Source organism: Actinokineospora sp. UTMC 2448, assembly GCF_024760565.1.
In the GTDB taxonomy this organism is placed as follows: domain Bacteria; phylum Actinomycetota; class Actinomycetes; order Mycobacteriales; family Pseudonocardiaceae; genus Actinokineospora; species Actinokineospora fastidiosa.
In genome coordinates this window covers 6,454,223-6,474,850 of sequence record NZ_CP031087.1, presented here as the reverse complement: position 1 = coordinate 6,474,850, position 20,628 = coordinate 6,454,223, and the positions used below count along the sequence as shown (strand labels likewise).

Annotated in this window: 18 protein-coding genes; 12 read left to right on the top strand and 6 right to left on the bottom strand. The window is 69.3% G+C overall.

The window, feature by feature from the left end; all coding sequences use genetic code 11:
- Window positions 1–11: 11 nt before the first annotated feature.
- The 4 genes from Actkin_RS29810 to Actkin_RS29795 all read left to right on the top strand — a co-directional run bounded on the left by Actkin_RS29810 (window position 12) and on the right by Actkin_RS29795 (window position 9,535).
- On the top strand, window positions 12–584 hold the full coding sequence (locus tag Actkin_RS29810) for an Rv1363c family protein (RefSeq protein ID WP_189209479.1): 573 nt from the start codon (window positions 12–14) through the stop codon (window positions 582–584).
- Window positions 585–595: 11 nt separating this feature from the next.
- Entirely contained in the window at window positions 596–1,696 is a 1,101-nt protein-coding gene (locus tag Actkin_RS29805) for a hypothetical protein (RefSeq protein WP_258905072.1), read from the top strand.
- Window positions 1,697–2,052: 356 nt separating this feature from the next.
- Window positions 2,053–5,550 carry a DNA-directed RNA polymerase subunit beta gene (gene rpoB / locus Actkin_RS29800; protein WP_189209481.1) on the top strand — a complete coding sequence of 1,166 codons (3,498 nt, stop codon included), beginning with the start codon at window positions 2,053–2,055 and terminating at the stop codon, window positions 5,548–5,550.
- An 85-nt stretch (window positions 5,551–5,635) separates the two neighbouring features.
- On the top strand, window positions 5,636–9,535 hold the full coding sequence (locus Actkin_RS29795; protein WP_189209482.1) for a DNA-directed RNA polymerase subunit beta': 3,900 nt from the start codon (window positions 5,636–5,638) through the stop codon (window positions 9,533–9,535).
- Window positions 9,536–9,615: 80 nt separating this feature from the next.
- On the opposite strand, the gene Actkin_RS29790 is transcribed toward Actkin_RS29795, so the two are convergent.
- From Actkin_RS29790 to Actkin_RS29770, 5 genes are read right to left on the bottom strand one after another with little or no spacing between them, the layout of a single operon-like run.
- Window positions 9,616–10,062, bottom strand: coding sequence for a SitI3 family protein (locus Actkin_RS29790; RefSeq protein WP_258905071.1), 447 nt, complete (start codon window positions 10,060–10,062; stop codon window positions 9,616–9,618).
- Between the two features lie 16 nt (window positions 10,063–10,078).
- Complete coding sequence (locus Actkin_RS29785; protein WP_258905070.1) at window positions 10,079–10,702, bottom strand: CdiA C-terminal domain-containing protein; 624 nt, start codon at window positions 10,700–10,702, stop codon at window positions 10,079–10,081.
- A 7-nt stretch (window positions 10,703–10,709) separates the two neighbouring features.
- The gene (locus Actkin_RS29780; protein ID WP_258905069.1) at window positions 10,710–11,411 is read right to left on the bottom strand and encodes a WXG100 family type VII secretion target; all 702 of its coding nucleotides are present in this window, start codon (window positions 11,409–11,411) and stop codon (window positions 10,710–10,712) included.
- The gene (locus Actkin_RS29775) at window positions 11,408–11,728 is read right to left on the bottom strand and encodes a type VII secretion target (protein ID WP_189209486.1); all 321 of its coding nucleotides are present in this window, start codon (window positions 11,726–11,728) and stop codon (window positions 11,408–11,410) included. The genes Actkin_RS29780 and Actkin_RS29775 overlap by 4 nt, the downstream gene beginning before the upstream one ends.
- A 3-nt stretch (window positions 11,729–11,731) precedes the next feature.
- Window positions 11,732–12,175 carry a YbaB/EbfC family nucleoid-associated protein gene (locus tag Actkin_RS29770; RefSeq protein ID WP_189209487.1) on the bottom strand — a complete coding sequence of 148 codons (444 nt, stop codon included), beginning with the start codon at window positions 12,173–12,175 and terminating at the stop codon, window positions 11,732–11,734.
- 193 nt (window positions 12,176–12,368) lie between these two features.
- Between Actkin_RS29770 and Actkin_RS29765 the strand changes: the two genes are divergently transcribed.
- From Actkin_RS29765 to Actkin_RS29750, 4 genes are all read left to right on the top strand, one after another.
- Complete coding sequence (locus tag Actkin_RS29765) at window positions 12,369–13,106, top strand: D-Ala-D-Ala carboxypeptidase family metallohydrolase (protein WP_229786658.1); 738 nt, start codon at window positions 12,369–12,371, stop codon at window positions 13,104–13,106.
- A 79-nt stretch (window positions 13,107–13,185) separates the two neighbouring features.
- Window positions 13,186–13,536: a type VII secretion target gene (locus tag Actkin_RS29760; RefSeq protein ID WP_258905068.1), complete on the top strand. Its 351-nt coding sequence runs from the start codon at window positions 13,186–13,188 to the stop codon at window positions 13,534–13,536.
- A complete protein-coding gene (locus Actkin_RS29755; protein ID WP_258905067.1) occupies window positions 13,533–14,450 on the top strand; it encodes a WXG100 family type VII secretion target in 918 nt (305 codons plus the stop codon). The genes Actkin_RS29760 and Actkin_RS29755 overlap by 4 nt, the downstream gene beginning before the upstream one ends.
- Complete coding sequence (locus tag Actkin_RS29750) at window positions 14,447–14,878, top strand: hypothetical protein (protein WP_258905066.1); 432 nt, start codon at window positions 14,447–14,449, stop codon at window positions 14,876–14,878. The genes Actkin_RS29755 and Actkin_RS29750 overlap by 4 nt, the downstream gene beginning before the upstream one ends.
- Before the next feature lie 152 nt (window positions 14,879–15,030).
- Here Actkin_RS29750 and Actkin_RS29745 read toward each other — a convergent pair whose 3' ends face one another.
- Window positions 15,031–15,573, bottom strand: a complete 543-nt coding sequence (locus Actkin_RS29745) for a hypothetical protein (RefSeq protein ID WP_258905065.1) — start codon at window positions 15,571–15,573, stop codon at window positions 15,031–15,033.
- 586 nt (window positions 15,574–16,159) lie between these two features.
- On the opposite strand from Actkin_RS29745, the gene rpsL reads away from it, so the two are divergent.
- From rpsL to tuf, 4 genes are all read left to right on the top strand, one after another.
- On the top strand, window positions 16,160–16,534 hold the full coding sequence (gene rpsL / locus Actkin_RS29740) for a 30S ribosomal protein S12 (protein WP_030473471.1): 375 nt from the start codon (window positions 16,160–16,162) through the stop codon (window positions 16,532–16,534).
- 1 nt (window position 16,535) lies between these two features.
- Window positions 16,536–17,006, top strand: coding sequence for a 30S ribosomal protein S7 (gene rpsG / locus Actkin_RS29735; RefSeq protein ID WP_189209491.1), 471 nt, complete (start codon window positions 16,536–16,538; stop codon window positions 17,004–17,006).
- A gap of 39 nt (window positions 17,007–17,045) precedes the next feature.
- Window positions 17,046–19,145 carry an elongation factor G gene (fusA, locus tag Actkin_RS29730; protein ID WP_189209492.1) on the top strand — a complete coding sequence of 700 codons (2,100 nt, stop codon included), beginning with the start codon at window positions 17,046–17,048 and terminating at the stop codon, window positions 19,143–19,145.
- Between the two features lie 146 nt (window positions 19,146–19,291).
- Complete coding sequence (tuf, locus tag Actkin_RS29725; RefSeq protein ID WP_189209493.1) at window positions 19,292–20,485, top strand: elongation factor Tu; 1,194 nt, start codon at window positions 19,292–19,294, stop codon at window positions 20,483–20,485.
- Window positions 20,486–20,628: the final 143 nt, after the last annotated feature.

The following is a 20,628-nucleotide window of genomic DNA, read 5'->3' as shown; positions in this document are numbered from 1 at the left end:
TCTGGAGCGCCATGACCAACCCCGAGCCCGTCGATCCCGAGCCCGTCGCCGAGGTGCGGACGAGGCCGGTGGGGAGACACCCGCTCGTGCTCGCGGCGACGGCGCTGCTCGTGCTCTGCGCGGCCGCGGCGGTCTGGTTCGGCGTCGCCTGGCTGCGCGCGGGCACCGACGACGCCCTAGACGTCGCCCGCGCCCGAGACGACGCCGTGCGGGCGGGCGAGCAGGCCGTCATCACCTTCCACACGATGGACTACCGCGACGTCGACGCGAACCTGGACCGCTGGGTCGCCGCGTCGACCGGCGACATGCTCGCCCAGCTGGAGCGCGGCCGGGCCAGCGGCAAGTCGGTGATCGAGCAGAGCAAGCGCGTCTCGACGGCCACCGTCTACAGCACCGCGGTGATCGACCTCAACGACACGACCGGCACGGCCACGATCATCAGCGCCGTCCACCAGAAGATCACCGAAGAGGGCGCCGAGGCCCCCGTCGACAAGTACCTGCGTGTCCAAGCCGCCCTGCAGCGCGGGGAGGCGGGCTGGAAGCTGTCCGGCCTGACCTACATCGCGCCGACCCCGGCAGGCTGAGAGGAAAGCCCGTGCCCACGCCCCCGCGCCGCCGCCCGGCCGGACCCCCGACCCGCCGCCCCAAGGTCGCGGGCCTGCGCAAGCCCGCCCGCCCCGACGTCCCCGACGAGAGCGACGCCGGGACCAAGCCGCCCGCCGCCCGCGACGAGCGGCCCGCGACCGGCGGAGCCCACCCGCAGGCCCGTCCCGACGCCCCCGTCTCGGACACCGCCATCACCGCGCCCGCCCCGGTGCCGCCCGCCGACGAGCCCGAGCCGGACATCGCCGACGGGCCCGTCGACGAGCGCGACACTGATCTCCAAGACGAGCAGGCGCCCGCCGACCCGGATGTCGCCGACAGCGACGAGCCCGTCACCCCGACGGTCACCGACGGCGTCATCACCGCCAGCCCGGCCAAGAAAAGTGATGAAAGTCACTCAATTGACTCCGCTGAAGATGATCTCCCGCCGCGGCCGTCCCCGACCGGCAAGCGCCGGGCGGGCGGGCGGGCCGCGCCGAGGGACCTGGCCGTCGCCGAACGGTCGACGGGCGGTCGGACCAGGTCAAAGGCGGCCATCGACCCGGGCAAGCGGGCGCTGAACGGGGCGATCGCGCTGGCCGTCGTCGCCCTGCTCCTGGCCGCGCTCGGGCTCTACTTCAAGGGCCAGGCCGACCGGCTGACCTCCGGGGCGGACAAGGCCAACACCGCATTCACCGACGCGGCCGCCACCGCCGAGGTCAAGACGCAGATCGTCGCGGGCCTGGAGCGCGCGCTGTCCTACGACTACCGCGACCTCGACCGCACCGCCGCGGCGGTCAAGGAGGTGCTCGCGGGCCGGGCCGTCTGCGAGTACGACGCCATGTTCGGCCAGCTCAGGGAGCTCGCGCCCGCCCAGAAGCTGGTCCACACGACGATCGTCCGCGAGCTCGGCGTGCGCCAGCTGAGCGCCGACCGGGCCGAGGCGCTGGTCTTCATCGACCAGACCTCCACGCGGGTCGAGGAGGACCAGACGACCGCCAGCGGGGCCCAGCTCGGGGTCACCGCGGAGCGCGTCGACGGGGCCTGGAAGATCACCGAGTTCGACACGTTCAACCAGCCGCTGCCCAACGGTCAACCACTGCCCCAGTGCTGACACTCCATCCGTGGGATTGCCAGGCCCGGCGGCGCTACCACGCGTGTTTGTGCTGGTCAAGACGTGATCGCCGAGCGGCGGATGACTGCTGCAAAAGTGGTTTCGTTGGCGTGGCATCTTGACTGCCGGGGGTGCTGGGTTCAGGCTGTATCCGAGCAGCGACCTCGATCAGGAGGGCCGATTGAGCGCGGGCCTCGACAGTCGCCCTGTCAGTGGCTAGACTGCCCCTTTGCGCTGCCCATTTTCCGCACGCCCTTTGCCGAGAGCTAGGATGTTGGGCACCACGGCACCCTTGACAGTCGCGTGAGCTGTGCTAATGCGGCTGTCGACCGCTCATAGTCCTGGAAGGACGCATCTTGGCAGTCTCCCGCGCGACCAAGGCCACGCTTGCGACCAACTCCACCCAGTCCGAGATCCCGGGAGCCCCGAAGCGGGTCTCGTTCGCGAAGATCCGTGAGCCCCTGGGTACCCCCGACCTGCTGGACCTGCAGATCCAGTCGTTCGAGTGGTTCACCGGAGCCGAGGCGTGGTTCCAGCGCCGCGTCGACGCAGGCGAGGAGAACCCCGTCGGTGGGCTGGAGGAAGTCCTCAACGAGATCTCCCCGATCGAGGACTTCTCCGGGTCGATGTCCCTCTCCTTCTCCGACCCGCGCTTCGACGAGGTCAAGGCCTCCGTCGAGGAGTGCAAGGACAAGGACATGACCTACGCGGCGCCGCTGTTCGTCACCGCGGAGTTCACCAACAACACCACCGGCGAGATCAAGAGCCAGACGGTGTTCATGGGCGACTTCCCCGTGATGACGGACAAGGGCACCTTCATCATCAACGGCACCGAGCGTGTCGTGGTCTCCCAGCTGGTCCGCTCGCCCGGCGTCTACTTCGACACCTCGATCGACAAGACGACCGACAAGGACGTCTTCAGCGTCAAGATCATCCCCAGCCGCGGCGCGTGGCTGGAGTTCGACGTCGACAAGCGCGACACCGTCGGCGTGCGCATCGACCGCAAGCGCCGCCAGCCGGTCACCGTCCTGCTGAAGGCCCTCGGTTGGACCACCGAGGCCATCCGCGAGCGGTTCCACTTCTCCGAGACGCTGCTGGCGACCCTGGAGAAGGACCACACCGCGGGCACCGACGAGGCGCTGCTGGACATCTACCGCAAGCTGCGCCCGGGCGAGCCGCCGACGAAGGAGAGCGCCCAGACCCTCCTGGAGAACCTGTTCTTCAAGGACAAGCGCTACGACCTGGCCAAGGTCGGCCGCTACAAGGTCAACAAGAAGCTGGGCCTGAGCACCCCGATGTCCACCGGCGTGCTCACCGAGGACGACATCGTCACCACGATCGAGTACCTGGTGCGCCTGCACGCGGGCGAGACCACCATGACCTCCGGCGAGGGCGAGAACGCCATCGAGGTGCCGGTCGAGATCGACGACATCGACCACTTCGGCAACCGGCGCCTGCGCACCGTGGGCGAGCTGATCCAGAACCAGATCCGGGTCGGCCTGTCCCGCATGGAGCGCGTCGTCCGCGAGCGGATGACCACCCAGGACGTCGAGGCGATCACCCCACAGACCCTGATCAACATCCGGCCCGTCGTGGCCGCGATCAAGGAGTTCTTCGGCACCTCGCAGCTCTCGCAGTTCATGGACCAGACGAACCCCGTCGCCGGGCTGACCCACAAGCGCCGCCTGTCGGCGCTGGGCCCGGGCGGTCTGTCCCGTGAGCGCGCGGGCATGGAGGTCCGCGACGTCCACCACAGCCACTACGGCCGCATGTGCCCGATCGAGACGCCGGAAGGCCCGAACATCGGCCTGATCGGCTCGCTGTCGAGCTACGCGCGGGTCAACCCGTTCGGCTTCATCGAGACCCCGTACCGCAAGGTCGTGGAGGGCCAGGTCACCGACCAGGTCGACTACCTGACCGCGGACGAGGAGGACCGGCACGTCATCGCCCAGGCCAACGCGCCGCTCGACGACCAGGGCCACTTCCTGGAGGAGCGCGTCCTGGTCCGCAAGAAGGGCGGCGAGGTCGAGTTCATCGAGCCGTTCGACGTCGACTACATGGACGTCTCGCCGCGGCAGATGGTCTCCGTGGCCACCGCCATGATCCCGTTCCTCGAGCACGACGCTGCCAACCGCGCGCTCATGGGCGCGAACATGCAGCGCCAGGCGGTCCCGCTGCTGCGCAGCGAGTCCCCGCTGGTCGGCACCGGCATGGAGCTGCGCGCCGCGGTCGACGGCGGCGACCTGGTCACCGCCGAGAAGGCGGGCGTGGTCGAGGAGGTCTCCGCGGACTTCATCACGATCATGGCCGACGACGGCTCCCGCCGGACCTACGGCCTGCACAAGTTCCGCCGGTCCAACCAGGGCACCTGCATCAACCAGAAGCCCATCGTCGACGAGGGCCAGCGGGTCGAGGTCGGCCAGGTCATCGCCGACGGGCCGTGCATCGAAGAGGGCGAGATGGCCCTCGGCAAGAACCTGCTCGTGGCGATCATGCCGTGGGAGGGCCACAACTACGAGGACGCGATCATCCTGTCGCAGCGCCTCGTCCAGGACGACGTCCTGACCTCGATCCACATCGACGAGCACGAGATCGACGCCCGCGACACCAAGCTGGGCGCCGAGGAGATCACCCGGGACATCCCGAACGTCTCCGAGGAGGTGCTCGCCGACCTCGACGAGCGCGGCATCGTGCGGATCGGCGCCGAGGTGAGCGCGGGCGACATCCTGGTCGGCAAGGTCACCCCGAAGGGCGAGACCGAGCTGACCCCGGAGGAGCGCCTGCTGCGCGCGATCTTCGGCGAGAAGGCCCGCGAGGTGCGCGACACCTCGCTGAAGGTCCCGCACGGCGAGTCCGGCAAGGTCATCGGCATCCGGGTGTTCTCCCGCGAGGACGAGGACGAGCTGCCCCCGGGCGTCAACGAGCTGGTGCGGGTCTACGTCGCCCAGAAGCGCAAGATCCAGGACGGCGACAAGCTCGCGGGCCGCCACGGCAACAAGGGCGTCATCGGCAAGATCCTGCCCGTGGAGGACATGCCGTTCCTCCCGGACGGCACGCCGGTCGACATCATCCTCAACACCCACGGTGTGCCGCGCCGAATGAACATCGGCCAGATCCTGGAGCTGCACCTCGGCTGGTGCGCGATGCAGGGCTGGTCGATCGATCCGGACGCGGAGTGGGCCAAGCAGCTGCCCGAGGACCTCTACGAGGTGGAGCCGGACACGAACACCGCGACCCCGGTGTTCGACGGCGCCAAGGAGAACGAGCTGATGGGCCTGCTCGCCTCCACCCGCCCGAACCGCGACGGCGAGCGCATGGTGCAGCCCGACGGCAAGGCGCAGCTGTTCGACGGCCGCAGCGGGGAGCCGTTCCCGCACCCGGTCGCCGTGGGCTACATGTACATCCTGAAGCTGCTGCACCTGGTGGACGACAAGATCCACGCCCGGTCCACCGGCCCGTACTCGATGATCACCCAGCAGCCGCTCGGTGGTAAGGCGCAGTTCGGTGGTCAGCGCTTCGGCGAGATGGAGTGCTGGGCCATGCAGGCCTACGGCGCCGCCTACACGCTGCAGGAGCTGCTCACGATCAAGTCCGACGACGTGCTCGGCCGGGTCAAGGTCTACGAGGCGATCGTCAAGGGCGAGAACATCCCGGAGCCGGGCATCCCGGAGTCCTTCAAGGTGCTCCTCAAGGAGCTGCAGTCGCTCTGCCTGAACGTGGAGGTGCTGTCGAGCGACGGCGCCGCCATCGAGATGCGCGACAGCGACGACGAGGACCTCGAGCGCGCCGCGGCCAACCTGGGCATCAACCTCTCCCGCAACGAGTCGCCCTCGGTGGACGACGTCGTGAACTGACAACCTCGCCGGTCGGGGGCCATCCGGCCCCCGGCCAGGCGCCGATCCCCCTAGCCATGACCCAAGAAGGGGAGAAGGAACCGACGTGCTGGACGTCAACTTCTTCGACGAGCTCCGCATCGGCCTGGCGACCGCAGACGACATCCGTCAGTGGTCCTTCGGCGAGGTGAAGAAGCCCGAGACCATCAACTACCGGACGCTGAAGCCGGAGAAGGATGGTCTGTTCTGCGAGAAGATCTTCGGTCCCACCCGGGACTGGGAGTGCTACTGCGGCAAGTACAAGCGCGTGCGCTTCAAGGGCATCATCTGTGAGCGCTGTGGCGTCGAGGTCACCCGCGCCAAGGTGCGCCGCGAGCGGATGGGCCACATCGAGCTGGCCGCGCCGGTCACCCACATCTGGTACTTCAAGGGCGTGCCGTCCCGGCTGGGCTACCTGCTGGACCTGGCCCCGAAGGACCTCGAGAAGATCATCTACTTCGCGGCCTACGTGATCACCGGCGTGAACACCGAGCTGCGGCACAACGACCTGCCCACGCTGGAGTCCGAGATGGGCGTCGAGCGCAAGCAGGTCGAGAACAAGCGCGACGCCGACATCGAGGCCAGGGCCCAGAAGCTGGAGGGCGACCTGGCCCAGCTGGAGGCCGAGGGCGCCAAGTCCGACGTGCGCCGCAAGGTCAAGGAGGGCGGCGAGCGCGAGATGCGCCAGCTCCGCGACCGGGCCCAGCGCGAGCTGGACCGGCTCGAGGAGATCTGGAGCACCTTCACCAAGCTCGAGCCCAAGCAGCTCATCGCCGACGAACTGCTCTACCGCGAGCTGATCGACCGCTACGGCGACTACTTCACCGGCGCCATGGGCGCCGAGGCCATCCAGACGCTGCTGCGCGACTTCGACGTCGACGCCGAGGCGGACATCCTGCGCGAGGTCATCCGCTCGGGCAAGGGCCAGAAGAAGCTGCGCGCGCTCAAGCGGCTCAAGGTCGTGGCCGCCTTCCAGGCGACCCGCAACTCGCCGATGGGCATGGTGCTGGACTGCGTCCCGGTCATCCCGCCGGACCTGCGCCCGATGGTGCAGCTCGACGGTGGCCGCTTCGCGACCTCCGACCTCAACGACCTGTACCGCCGGGTGATCAACCGCAACAACCGGTTGAAGCGGCTGATCGACCTCGGCGCGCCCGAGATCATCGTCAACAACGAGAAGCGGATGCTGCAGGAGGCCGTCGACGCGCTGTTCGACAACGGCCGCCGCGGCAGGCCGGTGACCGGCCCGGGCAACCGCCCGCTCAAGTCGCTGTCCGACCTGCTCAAGGGCAAGCAGGGCCGGTTCCGCCAGAACCTGCTCGGCAAGCGCGTCGACTACTCCGGCCGCTCGGTCATCATCGTCGGCCCGCAGCTGAAGCTGCACCAGTGCGGTCTGCCCAAGGCGATGGCGCTGGAGCTGTTCAAGCCGTTCGTGATGAAGCGGCTCGTCGACCTCAACCACGCGCAGAACATCAAGTCCGCCAAGCGGATGGTGGAGCGCGCGCGGCCCGCGGTGTGGGACGTGCTGGAAGAGGTCATCAACGAGCACCCGGTGCTGCTCAACCGCGCCCCGACCCTGCACCGCCTGGGCATCCAGGCCTTCGAGCCGCAGCTGGTCGAGGGCAAGGCCATCCAGCTGCACCCGCTGGTGTGCGAGGCGTTCAACGCCGACTTCGACGGCGACCAGATGGCGGTGCACCTGCCGCTGTCGGCCGAGGCGCAGGCCGAGGCCCGCATCCTCATGCTGTCCAGCCACAACATCCTGTCCCCGGGCTCGGGTCGCCCGCTGGCCATGCCGCGTCTGGACATGGTCACCGGCATCTACTACCTGACCCGGCTCAAGGAGGACGGCGTCGGCGCCGGGCAGGCGTTCTCGTCCCCGGCCGAGGCGATCATGGCCTACGACCGGGGCGCGATCAGCCTGCAGTCGCCGGTCAAGATCCGCATCACCGACCGCACGCCCGGCCCGGGCATGGTCGGCGACGACTGGACCCCCGGCACGCCGTGGCTGGCCGAGACGACGCTGGGCCGGGTGCTGTTCAACGACCTGCTCCCGGCGGACTACCCGTTCATCAACGAGCTGCTGCCCAAGAAGCGCCAGGCGGCGATCGTGAACGACCTCGCCGAGCGCTACCCGATGGTGGCCGTGGCGCAGACGCTGGACAAGCTCAAGGACGCGGGCTTCTACTACGCGACCCGCTCCGGCGTCACCATCTCGATCTCGGACGTGCTCGTCCCGGAGGCCAAGCAGGGCATCCTCGACGACTACGAGAGCAAGGCCGACACGGTCGAGAAGCGCTACCAGCGCGGTCAGCTGTCGCTCTCCGAGCGCAACAGCGAGCTGGTGCAGGTCTGGGCGAAGGCCACCGACGAGGTCGCCCGGGTCATGGAGGAGAACTTCCCCGACGACAACCCGATCCCGATGATCGTCAAGTCGGGCGCGGCGGGCAACATGACCCAGATCCGTCAGCTCGCGGGCATGAACGGCCTGGTCACCAACCCGCGCGGTGAGTTCATCCCGCGGCCGATCAAGGCCAACTTCCGCGAGGGCCTGTCGGTGCTGGAGTACTTCATCGCCACGCACGGCGCCCGCAAGGGTCTGGCCGACACCGCGCTGCGCACCGCCGACTCGGGTTACCTGACCCGTCGTCTGGTGGACGTCTCGCAGGACGTCATCGTGCGCGAGGTCGACTGCGGCACGACCCGCGGCATCGTCATGCCGCTGGGCGTGCGCAACGCCGACGGCACGGCGGTGCGCCACCAGCACGTGGAGACCGGCGTGTACGCGCGCTGCGTCGCCGAGGACGTCACCGACGCCGACGGCAACGTGCTGATGAACCGCGCCGACGACCTCGGCGACCCGGCGATCGAGAAGCTGCTGTCCAGCGGCGTGCTCAAGGTGAAGGTCCGCTCGGTCCTGACCTGCGAGGCCGCGGTCGGCGTGTGCGCGACCTGCTACGGCCGCTCGATGGCGACCGGCCAGCTGGTCGACATCGGCGAGGCCGTCGGCATCGTCGCCGCCCAGTCCATCGGTGAGCCGGGCACGCAGCTGACGATGCGCACCTTCCACCAGGGCGGTGTGGCCGGAGACGACATCACCACCGGTCTGCCGCGTGTCCAGGAGCTGTTCGAGGCCCGCCAGCCCAAGGGCAAGGCCCCGATCGCCGACACCGACGGCCGCGTGCGGATCGAGGACGGCGACCGCTACTGGAAGATCACGATCATCCCGGACGACGGTTCCGAGGAGATCGTGATGGACAAGCTGTCCAAGCGCCAGCGCCTCGCGCTGACGCCGGACGGCCCGCTCGCCGACGGCGACCACGTGGCGGTCGGCCAGCAGCTGCTGGAGGGCACCCCGGACCCGCACGAGGTGCTGCGCGTGATGGGCCCGCGCGAGGCCCAGCTGCACCTGGTGGACGAGGTCCAGAAGGTGTACCGGGCGCAGGGCGTGTCGATCCACGACAAGCACATCGAGGTCATCGTCCGCCAGATGCTGCGCCGGGTGACCATCCTGGACAGCGGCGCCACCGAGTTCCTGCCCGGCGCGCTGATCGAGCGCGCCGAGTTCGAGTCGGAGAACCGCCGCGTGGTGGCGGCAGGCGGCGAGCCCGCCTCCGGCCGCCCGGTCCTGATGGGCATCACGAAGGCCTCGCTGGCCACGGACTCCTGGCTGTCGGCCGCCTCCTTCCAGGAGACGACCCGCGTGCTGACCGACGCGGCCATCAACGGCCGCAGCGACAAGCTCGTCGGCCTGAAGGAGAACGTGATCATCGGAAAGCTGATCCCGGCCGGTACCGGCATCAACAAGTACCGGAACATCCAGGTCCAGCCCACCGAGGAGGCCCGCGTGGCCGCCTACGCCATCCCGAGCTACGACGACGGGTACTACACCCCGGACGTCTTCGGCACGGGCACCGGCGCTGCCGTCCCGCTGGACGACTACGACTTCGGCCGCGACTACCGCTGACGGCCGCCAGTCGACGGAAAGGCCCCGCGAGCTTCGGCTCGCGGGGCCTTTCCCCCGTTTCCGGTCCTGTCTCGCTCAGCTCAGCTGAACGCCAGGTGCGCCCGCTTGTACGGCCACGGCAGCAAGGCGAGCTGTGCGGGCTTCCACAGGCTGTCGTTGACGGTCAGCTCGCCGTTCCGGCGCAGCAGCCACACCTCGTCGTGCTCGAAATGCAGCAGGGCGTCCCCGGGAATCGCGGCCAGCACGGCGACGACCAGGCGGAAGGCGTCGGTCTCCTGCGCCTCGAAATCGCCGGTCTTGCTCAGTCCGAAGTAGGCCTCGATCGTCGGGGCGAAGCCGAACTGCTCCTCCACCGGGTCGGGCGGGTCGTACTCGGCGACGTCGACGTCGAACCAGCCGCCGCCGCGCAGCGTGCCCTTCGTGCCCTCGTGCCGGTCGACCGCCCCCGAGCCCGCGGCGACCATGGCGGACACGACGGCCTTCGGGGCGACCGGCGCGCCGAGTTCGAGTTTGTAGGTGATGGACACGGGTCACGTCCTGCCGTCACTGGGGGAAGGCATCGATGATGGTGCCGTTCTTGTCAATGATCTTGACCTCCTGCAGTCCCCTGACGTGCGGGAGGATCGCCTTCATCTCCTCCACCGTCATGGGGCTGCGCTCCATGTTGATGACGATACTGCCGGACTGCTTCTTGACCTTGTCCCGCAGTTCGCTGCGCAGGCTGTTGCGGTTGTCGCTGCTCGGCGCGTAGCAGTCCCACAGCCGACCCTCGATGTTGTAGTCGGGGTCGCTGGTGCCGTTCGCGCCCTTCTCGCCGGTGTTCTGGCTGATCCGGTACCCGGCCCTGGCGAGGATGGTCGCCGTGTCGTTCTCGATCCGGTGGCCCTCGCGCTGCTTCGGGCTGCCGGTGGAGGTGTCGGTCGGCGTCCCGCCGGGCTTGGCGTTCGGGTCGGGCTGCCCGGACGGCCTGGTGTGCGTCGACTGGCTAGGGGTGGTGGGGTTGGTCTGGCCCTGGCCGCTGCCCGGCTCACCGCGGGAGATGGTCGTCTCGGCGCTGGTGAGCGCGCTGTCGACGCCGTTGCCCGCGTTGACGCCGCCGCCGGTCTGCGAAGGCCGGTCGGGGGAGCCGGGGCTGCCGTTGCCGGGCGTCCTTGGTTTGGGTGTCACGGCCGCCCTACCCGTTGAGGAGCTTGGTCAGGTTGGTCAGGCTGGTGATCAGCGCCATCGTGTAGGTCAGGATGCGACCCGCCCACTTCACGACCGCGGCGGCGATCTGCGAGGCGATGACCGGGATGGTCACCACGAAGACCGCCTCCACCACCCAGACGATCACCCGGGCGACCAGGTCGGCGATCAGGTCGCGCACGATCTCCCTGGTCAGCTCCACCAGTCCGCCAGCGCCCTCGGTGGCCGCGGCCATCGCCGCGGAGATCGCGCCGAGCGCGGCCAGCCCGTCGACGTTGTTGACCATCAGGGCGCGGTAGGCGTCGGCGGCCGGGCCGGTCCAGCCGGGCAGGTCGCTGTTGAGGTGGTTGCCCAGTTCCTCGGACATGGTGTGCAGTTCGGTGGCCATGTTGTTCCACGTCGCCGCGTGCGAGGCCACGACGTCGGGCTTGCCGGTGAGCTCGTCGAGCATCTGGCGCAGGGGCTCGAAGTACTCCATCGCCCACCCGATCCCGTTGGCCAGCAGGGCGCTGATCGGGTCCATCACCGTCGCGGCGACCTCGACGCCCAGCTGGGCGCCCGCGAGCAGGTCGTCGACCCACCCGTCGCTCTTGATGGCGTCGACCAGGCCCTCGATGCTGTCGGCCAGGCCCGAGCCGGTCCAGACCTCCCGGCTGGACTCGACCGGCGCGACGAGCGAGTCGTCGGTCATCGCGGGCCGCCCTGGTACACCCCGTCGATCATCAGGGCGTTGGCGTCCTCGGTCGCCTCGTACTCAGCGGCGCTCGCCCGCAGTTCCGCCGCGACCAGCGACAGGTTGTTCTCCAGCCGCGCGATCAGCGCGTCCTGCCGGGCGTGCTTGTCCTCCAGGATCCCGGAGATCCACCCGCACAGCAGGCCGTAGGCGCTGTCGTCCCGCGCGATGTGCGAACTCGCCGCCTTCACCGCCTCGAACCGGGCCTTGACGGCCTCGACGTTGGCCGCGTGCGCCCGCAACTGCTCGATCTCGACGCCGAACCCGCCCGCCATGGCCTACCCCCGTCCGAGTTGGGACCCCAGGTCGAAATCCTCGTCATCGTCCGGACGCGCCGCCCGGGCGCGCGGTTCCCCGAGGGACCGGCCGACGCTGTCGGCGATCGCGCGTCCCGCCGCCGAGTCCGGGCCCATCGTCTCGGCGATGACCTCCCGGGACCGCTCGGCCAGCGTGGCCCTGGCCGCGCCGAGCGCGGTCATCACGGCCTGCGCGACGAGGTTCGGGGCCACCCGCTGGATGCGGTCGGTCAGGCGCAGGTCCACCAGCGCGCCGGTCGAGTCGACCACGACCTCGGCCAGCCCGCCCGGGTCGGCCGCGCTGATCCGCACCGCGCGCAGCCGCTCGCTCATGGCCTGCGTGTCCGCGGCCAGCTTGTCGATCCGGCCCTTCCAGGCCCGCAGGCGCTCGCGGGCGCCGTCCGGATCGAGGATCTCGCCGTCCATACGCGCCCAGACTCCCCTCGTCGGCCTCGGCTCGGAGTCTAGGACCGATCACGGCCGCGGGGCGGCGGACAGCGCCGATCGGACCCGCAAAGTTGGGCCAAACCGTCGATACGGTCTGTGATTCATTGACGACGCCCGGTCCGTGAGTCACCCTCTTCCCCGGTGTCATCCGTCCCCATATGGGAGGTTTCGCGTGACTCGCCGCATTGCCCGCCTCTTATCCGTGGTCCCGGTGGTCATCGCCACCGTGCTCGCGACCATGGTCCTGACCTCGGCCCCGGCCACCGCCGACGGCTGCTACACCTGGGGCCGCACCCTGTCCCAGGGCATGTCCGGGGAGGACGTCCGCCAGCTGCAGATCCGGGTCTCCGGATACCCCGGCTACGGCGGCGTCCTGGCCCTCGACGGCGACTACGGCCCGGCCACCAAGGCCGCGGTCACCCGCTTCCAGCAGGCCTACGGCCTCGGCGCCGACGGCGTGGCGGGCCCCAACACCTTCAACAAGATCTACGCGCTGCAGGACAGCGACTGCACCCCGGTGAACTTCTCCTACGCGGAGCTGAACAACTGCAACTCCACCTGGTCCGGCGGCGCGGTCTCGGCGTCGACAGCGAAGTTCAACGCGCTGGTGTCGATGTGGAAGCTGCAGGCGATGCGGCACGCGCTCGGTGACGAGCCGATCCGGGTCACCAGCGGCTTCCGCAGCTACGCGTGCAACAGCGCCGTGGGCGGCGCGTCCAACAGCCGCCACCTCTACGGCGACGCCGTGGACCTCGGGTCCGGCCCGCACTCGCTGTGCACGCTGGCCAAGCGCGCCCGGTACCACGGGTTCAACGGGATCCTCGGCCCGGGCTACCCCGGCCACAACGACCACACCCACGTCGACCACCGGTCCAGCCGGTTCTGGGACGCCCCCAGCTGCGGGATCTGAAGCGGCGGCGGCCACCGGGAACCGCCGTCCGGTGGCCGCCGTCTCACCCGCACGGTCGACAGGGTGAAAGGTGGAAGCGGTGGGTCAGTTCAAAGTCGAACCGGACGAGCTGCGGGGCTATAGCGAGCTGATGACGCGCAACGCCCAGCACTTCCTGACGATCAAGCAGCACGCCGTGGCCAAGGGCGGCGACACCGCGGGCTTCACCGGTCTGCTGACCCTGCTGCACCCGGTCGTCACCGGCATCGCCAACCTCTACGGCGAGACCCTTGACTTCGCCAACCGCGTGATGACCAAGGACGCCGACAGCCTCGTGCAGGCCGCGGAGGCCTACCACAGGACCGACACGAGCAGCGGCGAGCGGCTCAACCTGATCGAGCAGGGCCTGAACACCCTGCCCGGTGTGACCGTGGCGGGCGGTGGCCGATGACCTACGCCGACGTGGAGGACCCCGCCGCCGCGCTGAGCGCGGCCGCCGAGGACCGGCCGGGCAGGCAGTCCACCAAGGAGCTGATCGAGAAGGCGGGCTGGAAGATCCAGGGCGTCAACTGGATCTACGAGCAGGTCACCGGCGAGAACCTCCTCGACGCCCTGATCAAGCCGCTGCTCGGCGACTTCGAGAAGATCGACGCCAACGCCCACGCCTGGAACCAGGTCGGCAAGGCGCTCGACTCCGTGCGCCGCAACCTCGACGGCGGCGCCGACCAGCTCGGCCAGCACTGGGAGGGTGACGCCGCGGCCAGCTTCCGCCGCCGCATGGACACCATGTGGGCGATCGCCATCGAGGCGGACTCGCAGGTGGCGCGCATCATCGGCGACCGGTTCAAGTCGATGGCCAACACCTGCCGCACCGCGTGCGGCCTTGCGCTGACGCTGCTGGACAAGCTCGTCGGCAAGCTGATGGAAGCGATCATGACCGCCGCCATCCCGGTCGTCGGCTGGGGCCGCGCGGTGTGGATGGTCTACGACGCGATCGAGCTCGCCGACGCCATCCGCAAGATCATCATCTCCATCCAGACGCTCATCGAGGGCGTGCAGGGCATGGTCGACGGCATCGTCGCGATGGGCACGGCCCTGATGAAGCTCAAGGACGTCCGCGACGTCAACGACCTGCTGGACGTGGTCGACGGCTACCAGGAGGGCCAGGAGAAGTACAACGACGGCAAGGCGGCCGTCAAGTCCGGCGCCATCGGCGTCGGGATGAGCGCATGGGGGATCAGGGGCAAGTACAACAACGTGGCCAACGGCAGGCCCGCGCCCACCGCGCCCGCGCCGCCGCCCCCGCCCGCCCCCGCGCCGCCGCCCGCCCCGCCCGCGGGCGCGACCAGCGGGGCGCGGCCATGACCTTCCCCTACGACAAGGCCAGGCTCGACGCCCTCGTGGCCGATGTGGACGCGCGCATCGCCAACGTCGAGCGCACCGCCGTCGAGGCGGCCGCGGTCGGCAACCGCGCCCCCGGACTGTCCGAGAAGGACATCGCCGAGATCGAGCGGCACGCCCTGGGTCCCAACGCCCCCAAGGAGATGCGCGAGATGGTGCAGCGCATCAAGGCGGGCGAGCTGTCCTGGGACGACGTCCTCTCCGGACGCGCGCTCGACGACGAGGGCGTGCAGAAGGCGATGGCCGCCAACCTCGACGGCCTGCGCCAGGCCCACGACGCCATCCGAGAGGGCCAGGACCCGCAGGACGTGATCGACGCCCTCGGCGCGGCCCCCCGCCGCACCGACGACGACGACCCCGACGGCGGCGGCATCATGCGCGAGGCCTGGTAGGACCTGCGACGGCCCCGGTCGGCCGCCCGACCGGGGCGAACGCCACGGCAGGAGATCCGCACCCGGCCGCGCCACCCCTACACCGGGTGCTGCTGCGATCCCGCCGCGCCTCGGGCGCGACCGGACGCCCGACGGGCGCGCCGACCGGTCGGCTACGCCTTGTTGCCCATGCCGGACACGACGGTGTACGCCAGTCCCGCCGCGATCGCCAGCAGTCGCGCGGGCCCCTGCGCCTCGGGCCGCGGCCAGAGCGTGTTGCGCCGCACCCGCTGCCCGTCCCGCTTGGCCACCTCGCCGTAGCGGAAGGCCGCGTGGTCGCCGAACGCGCCCAGCGGGCGCCCGTCCGGATCGGCGAACTCGATCGACCCGGCCATGCGGCGCACCATGGTCCCGACCTCGCGCCCGTGCGGGTCGGCCACGCCCACCCGGCCCGCGCCGAGCCAGGTGAAACCCTTGCTGATCCGCAGCGCCTCCCGCCCGTCCGGCAGGGTGACGGCGAGGTCGTACGGGGTCGTCCCGGCCTCGCCCAGCATCCTGACCGCGCCGAGCAGCCCCGGGCTCTTGCGGTCGCGCACCCGGGCCAGCAGCCGCCCGCCCTCGTCGTAGGCGTTCACCGCGAACGAGGTGTTGAAGAACGACTTCCGCATGCCGATGTCCTGCTCGATCAGCAGCGCGGGCGCGGAGAAGAGATCCACGCCCGCACGGTACCGCCTCGGCCGCCGCCGATCCGGGGTGTTCGGCCGCAGGCCCGCACGTCCACGATCGTGGCGGGCAGACTGCTGTCACCCGACCCGGCGGAGCGCATGCCCCGCCAGCGGCTCGGGCTGCCTATCGTGGCGACGCGTTCCGATAACCTGACGCCTGACCTGCGTCGACGCCCTTCGTGCCAGTCCGTTTCGCCCGGAACGTCCGCAGCATGGCGCGCTATGTCCTTCGCCACACTCGGGCACGGTCTTCGGCGTGTCCCGCGTTGTACCCGCGGCGAGTAGCCCGGTTGGCGGTACCCCCGCTTTGACCCCGCCCGCGCGGGGACGGTATCTTTGCTACTCGTGCCCGACCTATGTCGGGTCGGTCCGTGTGCCTGTGCCGTGCGGTTCGCCTGCGAAGGCGGCCTCCTGCACCAGTCGCCGGAGGAACCTTCCGAACCCGTGGGGATCCGTTCTCCCTCGGGTGCTTCGGGGAAGGGCGGCGACACGCCCGACCTCGGGGTACGGGCGGACATGCAGGAACCCGCTAGCAAACAGGCGCCCAGCCAGGGCGCGACAGGAAGAAAGCCGGTCTATGCCCACGATCCAGCAGCTGGTCCGCAAGGGCCGCCAGGACAAGGTCGCCAAGCAGAAGACTGCGGCTCTCAAGGGGAGCCCGCAGCGTCGTGGTGTGTGCACGCGCGTCTACACCACTACCCCGAAGAAGCCGAACTCCGCGCTCCGCAAGGTCGCTCGCGTGAAGCTGACCAGCGGTATCGAGGTCACCGCCTACATCCCGGGTGAGGGTCACAACCTCCAGGAGCACTCGATGGTGCTCGTCCGCGGCGGGCGTGTGAAGGACCTCCCCGGCGTTCGCTACAAGATCATCCGTGGCTCGCTGGACACGCAGGGCGTGAAGAACCGCAAGCAGGCGCGCAGCCGCTACGGCGCGAAGAAGGAGAAGAGCTGACATGCCCCGCAAGGGACCGGCCCCGAAGCGGCCGCTCATCTCTGACCCGGTGTACAGCTCGCCGCTGGTCACCCAGTTGATCAACAAGGTCCTGGTCGACGGCAAGCGGTCCGTCGCCGAGCGGATCGTGTACGGCGCCCTCGAGGGCGCCCGCGACAAGACCGGCACCGACCCCGTCGTCACCCTCAAGCGCGCGCTGGACAACGTCCGGCCGACCATCGAGGTGAAGTCCCGCCGCGTCGGCGGCGCCACCTACCAGGTGCCGATCGAGGTCAAGCCCGGCCGCTCCACCACGCTGGCGCTGCGCTGGCTGGTGACGTTCTCCCGGGCCCGTCGCGAGAAGACCATGGTCGAGCGCCTGATGAACGAGCTGCTCGACGCCTCCAACGGGCTCGGCGCCAGCGTCAAGCGCCGCGAGGACACGCACAAGATGGCGGAGTCCAACAAGGCCTTCGCTCATTACCGCTGGTAAGACCAGTAGCTGATTTCAGATAGGACAGGGGAAACACCCGTGGCACTCGACGTGCTGACCGACCTGGCCAAGGTCCGCAACATCGGGATCATGGCCCACATCGATGCGGGCAAGACGACCACGACCGAGCGGATCCTGTTCTACACCGGGATCAGCTACAAGATCGGCGAGGTCCACGACGGCGCCGCGGTCATGGACTGGATGGAGCAGGAGCAGGAGCGGGGGATCACCATCACCTCCGCGGCCACCACCTGCTTCTGGAAAGACCACCAGATCAACATCATCGACACCCCCGGGCACGTCGACTTCACCGTCGAGGTCGAGCGCTCGCTGCGCGTCCTCGACGGCGCGGTCGCCGTGTTCGACGGCAAGGAGGGTGTCGAGCCCCAGTCCGAGCAGGTCTGGCGCCAGGCCACCAAGTACGACGTCCCGCGCATCTGCTTCGTCAACAAGATGGACAAGCTCGGCGCGGACTTCTACTTCACCGTGCGGACCATCTCCGAGCGCCTCGGCGCCAAGCCGCTGCCCATCCAGATCCCGATCGGGTCCGAGTCCGAGTTCATCGGCGTGGTCGACCTGGTCGAGATGCGGGCGCTGACCTGGCGCGGCGAGGTCCAGAAGGGCGAGGACTACACGGTCGAGGAGATCCCGGCCGACCTCGCCGAGAAGGCCGCGGAGTACCGCGAGGCCCTCGTCGAGGCCGTCGCCGAGACCGACGACGACCTGATGGAGCGCTACCTCGGCGGCGAGGAGCTGACGGTCGCCGAGATCAAGGCGGGCATCCGCAAGATCGTGACCGAGGGCTCGGCCTACCCGGTGCTGTGCGGCTCGGCGTTCAAGAACAAGGGCGTGCAGCCCATGCTCGACGCCGTGGTCGACTACCTGCCGTCGCCGCTGGACGTCCCGCCGGTCGAGGGCACGCTGCAGGACGGGGAGACCCCCGCCACCCGCGCCGCCTCCGCCGACGAGCCGTTCTCCGGCCTCGCCTTCAAGATCGCGGTCCACCCGTTCTTCGGCAAGCTGACCTACGTCCGGGTGTACTCGGGCAAGGTCGACTCCGGGTCCCAGGTCATCAACTCGACCAAGGACCGCAAGGAGCGCATCGGGAAGATGTTCCAGATGCACGCCAACAAGGAGAACCCGGTCACCGAGGCGCGCGCTGGCCACATCTACGCGGTCATCGGCCTGAAGGACACGACCACCGGCGACACGCTCTGCGACCCGCAGAACCCGATCGTGCTGGAGTCGATGACCTTCCCGGACCCGGTCATCCAGGTCGCCATCGAGCCCAAGACGAAGGCCGACCAGGAGAAGCTCTCCCTGGCGATCCAGAAACTGGCCGAGGAGGACCCCACCTTCAAGGTCAACCTCGACGAGGAGACCGGCCAGACGATCATCGCGGGCATGGGCGAGCTCCACCTGGACATCCTGGTGGACCGCATGCGCCGCGAGTTCAAGGTCGAGGCCAACATCGGCCGCCCGCAGGTGGCCTACCGCGAGACGATCCGCCGCCCGGTCGAGAAGTTCGAGTACACCCACAAGAAGCAGACGGGTGGCTCGGGCCAGTTCGCCAAGGTGATCATCGCGCTGGAGCCGCTGAACACCGCGGACGGCGCGCTGTACGAGTTCGACAACAAGGTCACCGGTGGTCGCGTCCCGCGGGAGTACATCCCCTCGGTGGACGCGGGCGCGCAGGACGCCATGCAGTACGGCGTGCTGGCGGGCTACCCGCTGGTCGGCCTGAAGCTGACCCTGCTGGACGGGGCCTACCACGAGGTCGACTCGTCCGAAATGGCCTTCAAGGTCGCGGGTTCGATGGCGCTCAAGGAAGCCGCCCGCAAGGCGGACCCCGCGCTGCTCGAGCCGATGATGGCGGTCGAGGTGACCACGCCCGACGAGTACATGGGCACGGTCACCGGCGACCTGAACTCCCGCCGCGGCCAGATCCAGGCCATGGAGGAGCGCGGCGGCGCCCGCATCGTGAAGGCACTCGTTCCGCTGTCGGAGATGTTCGGCTACGTCGGCGACCTGCGGTCGAAGACCCAGGGCCGGGCGAACTACTCGATGGTGTTCGACTCCTACGCCGAGGTTCCCACGAACGTGGCGAAGGAGATCATCGCAAAGGCTACGGGGGAGTGACCCACCGGAGCTCCGCACAGTAAGTGCGGGCTCTCCGGGGAGCTCCCCGGGGTCCGCACATCGACCCTGATGGACCGCTGGTGGGCGTGGACGGATAGCGTCTGCGCCCACAGCGGACAAGCAACCCAGTCCAGGAGGACAGTCCAGTGGCTAAGGCCAAGTTCGAGCGGACCAAGCCGCACGTCAACATCGGCACCATTGGTCACATCGACCATGGCAAGACCACGCTGACCGCGGCGATCTCCAAGGTCCTGCACGACAAGTACCCGGACCTGAACCCCTTCACGCCGTTCGACGAGATCGACAAGGCGCCGGAGGAGAAGCAGCGCGGCATCACCATCTCGATCGCTCACATCGAGTACCAGACCGAGAAGCGCCACTACGCGCACGTCGACTGCCCGGGTCACGCTGACTACGTCAAGAACATGATCACCGGTGCGGCCCAGATGGACGGCGCGATCCTCGTGGTCGCCGCCACCGACGGCCCGATGCCGCAGACGCGTGAGCACGTGCTGCTCGCCCGTCAGGTCGGTGTGCCCTACATCGTCGTCGCCCTGAACAAGGCCGACATGGTCGACGACGAGGAGATCCTGGAGCTCGTCGAGCTCGAGGTGCGCGAGCTGCTGTCCGCGCAGGACTTCCCGGGCGACGACCTGCCGGTCGTGCGCGTCTCCGCGCTGAAGGCCCTCGAGGGCGACGCCGAGTGGGGCGCCCGCCTGCTGGAGCTCATGGACGCGGTCGACGAGAACATCCCGCAGCCCGAGCGCGAGACCGACAAGCCCTTCCTCATGCCCGTCGAGGACGTCTTCACGATCACCGGCCGCGGCACCGTCGCGACCGGCCGCATCGAGCGCGGCGTCATCAACGTCAACGAGGAGGTGGAGATCGTCGGCATCAAGGACAAGGCGCAGAAGACCACCGTCACCGGTGTCGAGATGTTCCGCAAGCTCCTCGACCAGGGCCAGGCGGGCGACAACGTCGGTCTGCTGCTGCGCGGCATCAAGCGCGAGGACATCGAGCGCGGCCAGGTCATCGTGAAGCCGGGCACCACGACCCCGCACACCGAGTTCGAGGCCCAGGTCGTCATCCTGAGCAAGGACGAGGGCGGCCGTCACACCCCGTTCTTCAACAACTACCGCCCGCAGTTCTACTTCCGCACCACCGACGTGACCGGCGTCGTGACCCTCCCCGAGGGCACCGAGATGGTCATGCCGGGCGACAACACCGCCATGTCGGTCAAGCTGATCCAGCCGATCGCCATGGACGAGGGTCTGCGCTTCGCCATCCGCGAGGGTGGCCGGACCGTCGGCGCGGGCCGCGTCACCAAGATCAACAAGTGACCTGAACCGGGGTGGCCGAGCTAACGGCCACCCCGGTTTGGTCTGCCACATCGAGGTGTGGCATTCTTTATGGGTTGCTCGTTACGGGGCGGCCGGTATAGGGCAAGACCACCGGCCGCCCCGGCACGAGAAGCCGGGGCCTT